The 5,115-nt window shown below is 63.1% G+C and carries 4 protein-coding genes and 1 pseudogene; 3 read left to right on the top strand and 2 right to left on the bottom strand.

What is annotated here, in order from left to right; translation table 11 throughout:
- Positions 1 to 29 precede the first annotated feature (29 nt).
- Positions 30 to 359: a divalent-cation tolerance protein CutA gene (gene cutA, locus HYI04_RS16525; protein ID WP_004201171.1), complete on the bottom strand. Its 330-nt coding sequence runs from the start codon at positions 357 to 359 to the stop codon at positions 30 to 32.
- A 193-nt stretch (positions 360 to 552) separates the two neighbouring features.
- Here cutA and groES point away from each other — a divergent pair, with 193 nt between their 5' ends.
- The 3 genes from groES to HYI04_RS16510 all read left to right on the top strand — a co-directional run bounded on the left by groES (position 553) and on the right by HYI04_RS16510 (position 4,257).
- Entirely contained in the window at positions 553 to 843 is a 291-nt protein-coding gene (gene groES, locus HYI04_RS16520) for a co-chaperone GroES (protein WP_004201172.1), read from the top strand.
- A 55-nt stretch (positions 844 to 898) separates the two neighbouring features.
- Positions 899 to 2,539: a chaperonin GroEL gene (gene groL, locus HYI04_RS16515; RefSeq protein ID WP_004201176.1), complete on the top strand. Its 1,641-nt coding sequence runs from the start codon at positions 899 to 901 to the stop codon at positions 2,537 to 2,539.
- Between the two features lie 224 nt (positions 2,540 to 2,763).
- Entirely contained in the window at positions 2,764 to 4,257 is a 1,494-nt protein-coding gene (locus HYI04_RS16510) for an IS91 family transposase (protein ID WP_043907034.1), read from the top strand.
- 249 nt (positions 4,258 to 4,506) lie between these two features.
- Here HYI04_RS16510 and HYI04_RS16505 read toward each other — a convergent pair.
- Positions 4,507 to 4,752: pseudogene (locus HYI04_RS16505) on the bottom strand (hypothetical protein); the annotation flags it as partial.
- Positions 4,753 to 5,115: the final 363 nt, after the last annotated feature.

Raw genomic sequence — 5,115 nt, 5'->3', positions numbered from 1 at the left:
GCAGGCGGATCGTGGATGCGGTCATTGGCTCAGTTTACCGGTCGGCTCTCGGCGGCCAGCCATTGCAGGTATTCGGGCAGGCCGGACGCGGCTTCGACCGCGAGCAGCTCCGGGAGTTCGTAGGGATGCAGTTGGCGCAGGCGTTCCTGCAGGGCGGGGTAGGCCTCGGCACTGGTCTTGACCAGCAGCAGGACCTCGGCCGCGGCCTCGACCTTGCGTTGCCAGCGATAGACCGAACGCAGGCCGGGCAGGAGGTTGACGCAGGCGGCCAGGCGCTCGGCCACCAGCGCGGTGGCGATGCGCTCGGCGCTGTCGGCGTCGGGACAGGTGCAGAAGCAGATCAGGGCGCTCACCGGCATAGGGTAGCGGCTGCCCCGATCCGGCGGGCCTGGCGGACATCCGCGTGCGGCCCTTGAAAGTCGGCGGGCCCGCCCCATCTCGGTGGCATGCCGGGTTCGCCCGGTTCTGTTGTCCGCGGTTTGGCACTCGCTTCGCGCGACTGCTAAAATCGCCGGGTTTTTCCACGTCAATCAACCATTTACCGAGGTTGCCATGTCCAATATCAAGCCGCTGCACGACCGCGTGGTCATCAAGCGCATGGAAGAAGAGAAGCTGTCCGCCGGCGGGATCGTGATCCCGGATTCGGCCACCGAGAAGCCGATCAAGGGCGAAGTCGTCGCCGTCGGCACCGGCAAGGTGCTGGACAACGGCCAGGTCCGCGCGCCGCAGGTCAAGGTCGGCGACAAGGTGCTGTTCGGCAAGTACAGCGGCACCGAAGTGAAGCTGGACGGCGTCGAGCTGCTGGTGGTGAAGGAAGACGACCTGTTCGCGATCCTCGGCTGATCGCGCGTCGCTCCCACACATTTCTCATCCGAATAATTTTTCGAGGTAATTCGCAATGGCTGCCAAGGACATTCGTTTCGGCGAAGACGCGCGCTCCAAGATGGTGCGCGGCGTCAACGTGCTCGCCAACGCCGTGAAGGCGACCCTCGGCCCGAAGGGCCGCAACGTCGTGCTGCAGAAGAGCTACGGCGCGCCGACCATCACCAAGGACGGCGTCTCCGTCGCCAAGGAAATCGAACTGGCTGACGCGTTCGAGAACATGGGCGCGCAGATGGTGAAGGAAGTCGCTTCTAAGACCTCCGACAACGCCGGCGACGGCACCACCACCGCCACCGTGCTGGCGCAGGCGTTCATCCGCGAGGGCATGAAGGCGGTCGCCGCCGGCATGAACCCGATGGACCTGAAGCGCGGCATCGACCAGGCGGTGAAGGCCGCGGTCGGCGAACTGAAGTCGCTGTCCAAGCCGTCGTCGACCAGCAAGGAAATCGCCCAGGTCGGCGCGATCTCCGCGAACTCGGATGCCAACATCGGCGACCTGATCGCGCAGGCGATGGACAAGGTCGGCAAGGAAGGCGTGATCACGGTCGAGGAAGGCAGCGGCCTGGACAACGAACTCGACGTGGTCGAGGGCATGCAGTTCGACCGCGGCTACCTGAGCCCGTACTTCGTCAACAACCAGCAGTCGATGTCGGCCGACCTGGATGATCCCTTCATCCTGCTGTACGACAAGAAGATCTCCAACGTGCGCGACCTGCTGCCCGTCCTCGAGGGCGTGGCCAAGGCCGGCAAGCCGCTGCTGATCGTGGCGGAGGAAGTCGAAGGCGAAGCGCTGGCGACCCTGGTGGTCAACACCATCCGCGGCATCGTCAAGGTCTGCGCGGTGAAGGCCCCGGGCTTCGGCGACCGTCGCAAGGCGATGCTGGAAGACATGGCGATCCTGACCGGCGGCGTGGTGATTTCCGAGGAAGTCGGCCTGTCGCTGGAGAAGGCCACCATCAAGGACCTCGGCCGCGCCAAGAAGATCCAGGTGTCGAAGGAAAACACCACCATCATCGATGGCGCCGGCGAAGGCGCGGGCATCGAGGCGCGCATCAAGCAGATCAAGGCGCAGATCGAGGAGACCTCCTCCGACTACGACCGCGAGAAGCTGCAGGAGCGCGTGGCCAAGCTGGCCGGCGGCGTTGCGGTGATCAAGGTCGGTGCCGCCACCGAAGTCGAGATGAAGGAAAAGAAGGCGCGCGTCGAAGACGCCCTGCACGCGACCCGTGCGGCCGTCGAGGAAGGCATCGTCCCGGGCGGCGGCGTCGCCCTGATCCGTGCCAAGGCGGCGATCGCCGGCATCAAGGGCGTGAACGAAGACCAGAACCACGGCATCCAGATCGCCCTGCGCGCGATGGAAGCCCCGCTGCGCGAGATCGTGACCAATGCCGGCGATGAGCCGTCGGTCATCCTCAACCGCGTGGTCGAAGGTTCGGGTGCGTTCGGCTACAACGCCGCCAACGGCGAGTTCGGCGACATGATCGAGTTCGGCATCCTGGACCCGACCAAGGTCACCCGCACCGCGCTGCAGAACGCCGCGTCGATCGCGGGCCTGATGATCACCACCGAAGCGATGGTGGCCGAGGCCCCGAAGAAGGACGAGCCGGCGATGCCGGCCGGCGGCGGCATGGGCGGCATGGGCGGCATGGATTTCTAAGCCCCGCGATCCATCAAGCAAGACCACAAAGCCCGGCCTCGTGCCGGGCTTTGTGCGTTCTGGCGTCCGAGGCGGGAGACTTCCTACCCGCCCCGCGGCAATGTCTGACGCGAAGATCAGAAAACGCCGATATGAACGCGTGCTCGCGGGCGCAACCCTGAGCAGCCGTCCCTGCAACGGAGCGCTGCGTGCCGCGCCTGACCGCACCCCGGCGGCAGGCCGAGGTGTGCGCGCCACTGCCGGCCGCCCACGCCGCTGCGCGTTACGCGCGCCACCTGCCCGAGCGCACGCTGCTGTACGCGCTAGTGCAGGCGCACTACCCGGACTTCATCGCGCGTCTTGAGGCCGAAGACCGCCCGCTGCCCGAGTATGTGCGCGAGGAGTTCGAGACCTACCTGCGCTGCGGCGTGCTCGAGCACGGCTTCCTGCGCGTGGTCTGCGAGCACTGTCGTGCCGAGAGGCTGGTGGCGTATTCCTGCAAGAAGCGCGGGCTGTGCCCGAGCTGCGGCGCACGGCGCATGGCCGAGTCGGCGCGGCATCTGGTGGACGAGGTGTTCGGCCCGCGGCCGGTGCGGCAATGGGTGCTGAGTTTCCCGTACCCGTTGCGCTTCCTGTTCGCCAGCAAGCCTGAGGCGATCGGCCCGGTGCTGGGCATCGTGCATCGTGTGATCGCCGGTTGGCTTGCCGATCAGGCCGGCGTGCCGCGGGATACGGCGCAATGCGGCGTGGTGACCCTGATCCAGCGCTTCGGCAGCGCGCTGAATCTCAACATCCACTTCCACATGCTGTGGCTCGACGGCGTGTACGAGGACACCACCGAGCGTCCGCAGCGCAAGCCGCGCCTGCACCGCACCCGTGCGCCCACATCGGCGCAACTGACGGAACTGGCCAACACCATCGCGCATCGCGTGTGCCGGCACCTGTCGCGCCGCGGCTGGCTCGAAGGCGAAGACGAATCCGTGTTCCTGTCCGACAGCGCGGGTAGCGACGACGGCATGGATGGGCTGCGGATGAGTTCGATGACCTACCGCATCGCCACCGGTCGCGACGCTGGCCGCAAGGTCGTCACGCTGCAAACGCTGCCTGGCGACGCCGGTCCGCTGGAGGGCGACGCCGGCAAGGTCGGCGGCTTCTCGCTGCATGCCGGCGTGGCCGCGGAAGCACACGAAAGCCACAAGCTCGAAAAGCTGTGCCGCTACATCACGCGCCCGGCGATCAGCGAGCAGCGGCTATCGATCTCGCCACAGGGCAGGGTGCGTTACCAGCTCAAGACGCCGTGGCGCAATGGCACCACGCATGTCGAATGGGATGCGGTGGACTTCATCGCCAAGCTGGCGGCACTGGTCCCGCCGCCACGCGCGCATCTCACCCGCTTCCACGGCGTATTCGCCCCGAATGCAAACCTGCGCGCGCAGCTGACGCCCTCGGGGCGCGGCAGGCGGCCTGCGGGCGATGCGGCGCCAGTGGACGTCAGCGCCCACGACGAGCCGCGCAGCCCCGAGCAGAAGCGCCGTGCGATGAGCTGGGCGCAACGGCTCAAGCGGGTCTTTTCCATCGACATCACCACCTGCGCCCACTGCGGCGGCGCGGTGCGGATCGTCGCCAGCATCGAAGACCCCAAGGCCATTCGCGCCATCCTCGCCCACTTCGAGAAACACGGCGCGCTGGAGCAAGCGCACTACCGGCCCGCAGCGCGCGCCCCGCCGCCCGCCGCGTGATGAGGCGCCGGCCACACAGCCGGCAGCCAAGCCAGAGTCCGATCCGATGCGGCCACGACCCCGCAGGGCTGCGCTCGGCCCTGTGCCGGGATTCGGTGAGAAATGGCTACGCACTGAGCCGCTGCGTGGCCCCGCGATGTCGAAAACCCACGCATGAACCCCCGATCTGTGCCCGATCTGTGCCCAAAGCGGCGCTTGCGCGGCCGCTTCCTACCCGCCAGACTCGCCAAAAAGGGCGGTTGAACTTCCTATACCCATATCCCACTTTAGGTTTGGCAGCACCTTTTCAATCAGGTGGTTGTTTACACCAATCCAGCTATTGGCCAATTGAATATTGGTTTCGTCTACTTTTTTTGATTTTTTAAACAGCTTGGTAAAACCGAGTGCCAAAACAGGGGGACCATGTAAAAACGTGCTTCCTGTAATGACTGAACCAACTGTGAGTCCTTTACTGACTTTTTGCAATAAGGATGCTTTTTTATGAGCAGTAGACATAAATCTAACCTTGAGTGTAGAGATTTAAAAAAATGTTCCAACTATAAACAACGGAAATTGAAATACAATTGTATATTTGAAGATGTTGACATTTTTTATGGATTTACCCATTTTCTGCAATTTTAATCCACTTTATCATAAGTGAAGCATTGGTATTTGGTGTATAAAGTTCTTAAAAACTTTTATTGAAACATATATCTCATGTTTTTAGAAATCCGATAAATTGAAAACAATGGAGGGCAGAGTAAAACTTGAAGTGCGACATAAACCACCTAATTAATTTAAAGGGTTTATGGAGTATATAAAATTGTCATACCATCATCTTAACTTTGAAGATCGTACTGCATTAATGCTTGAGTCAAG

The organism is Acinetobacter sp. SwsAc2, assembly GCF_013391465.1.
Classification (GTDB): Bacteria; Pseudomonadota; Gammaproteobacteria; order Pseudomonadales; family Moraxellaceae; genus Acinetobacter; species Acinetobacter johnsonii.
The sequence above is the reverse complement of the archived record's forward strand: the minus strand, read 5'-3'. Positions and strand labels throughout refer to the sequence as shown.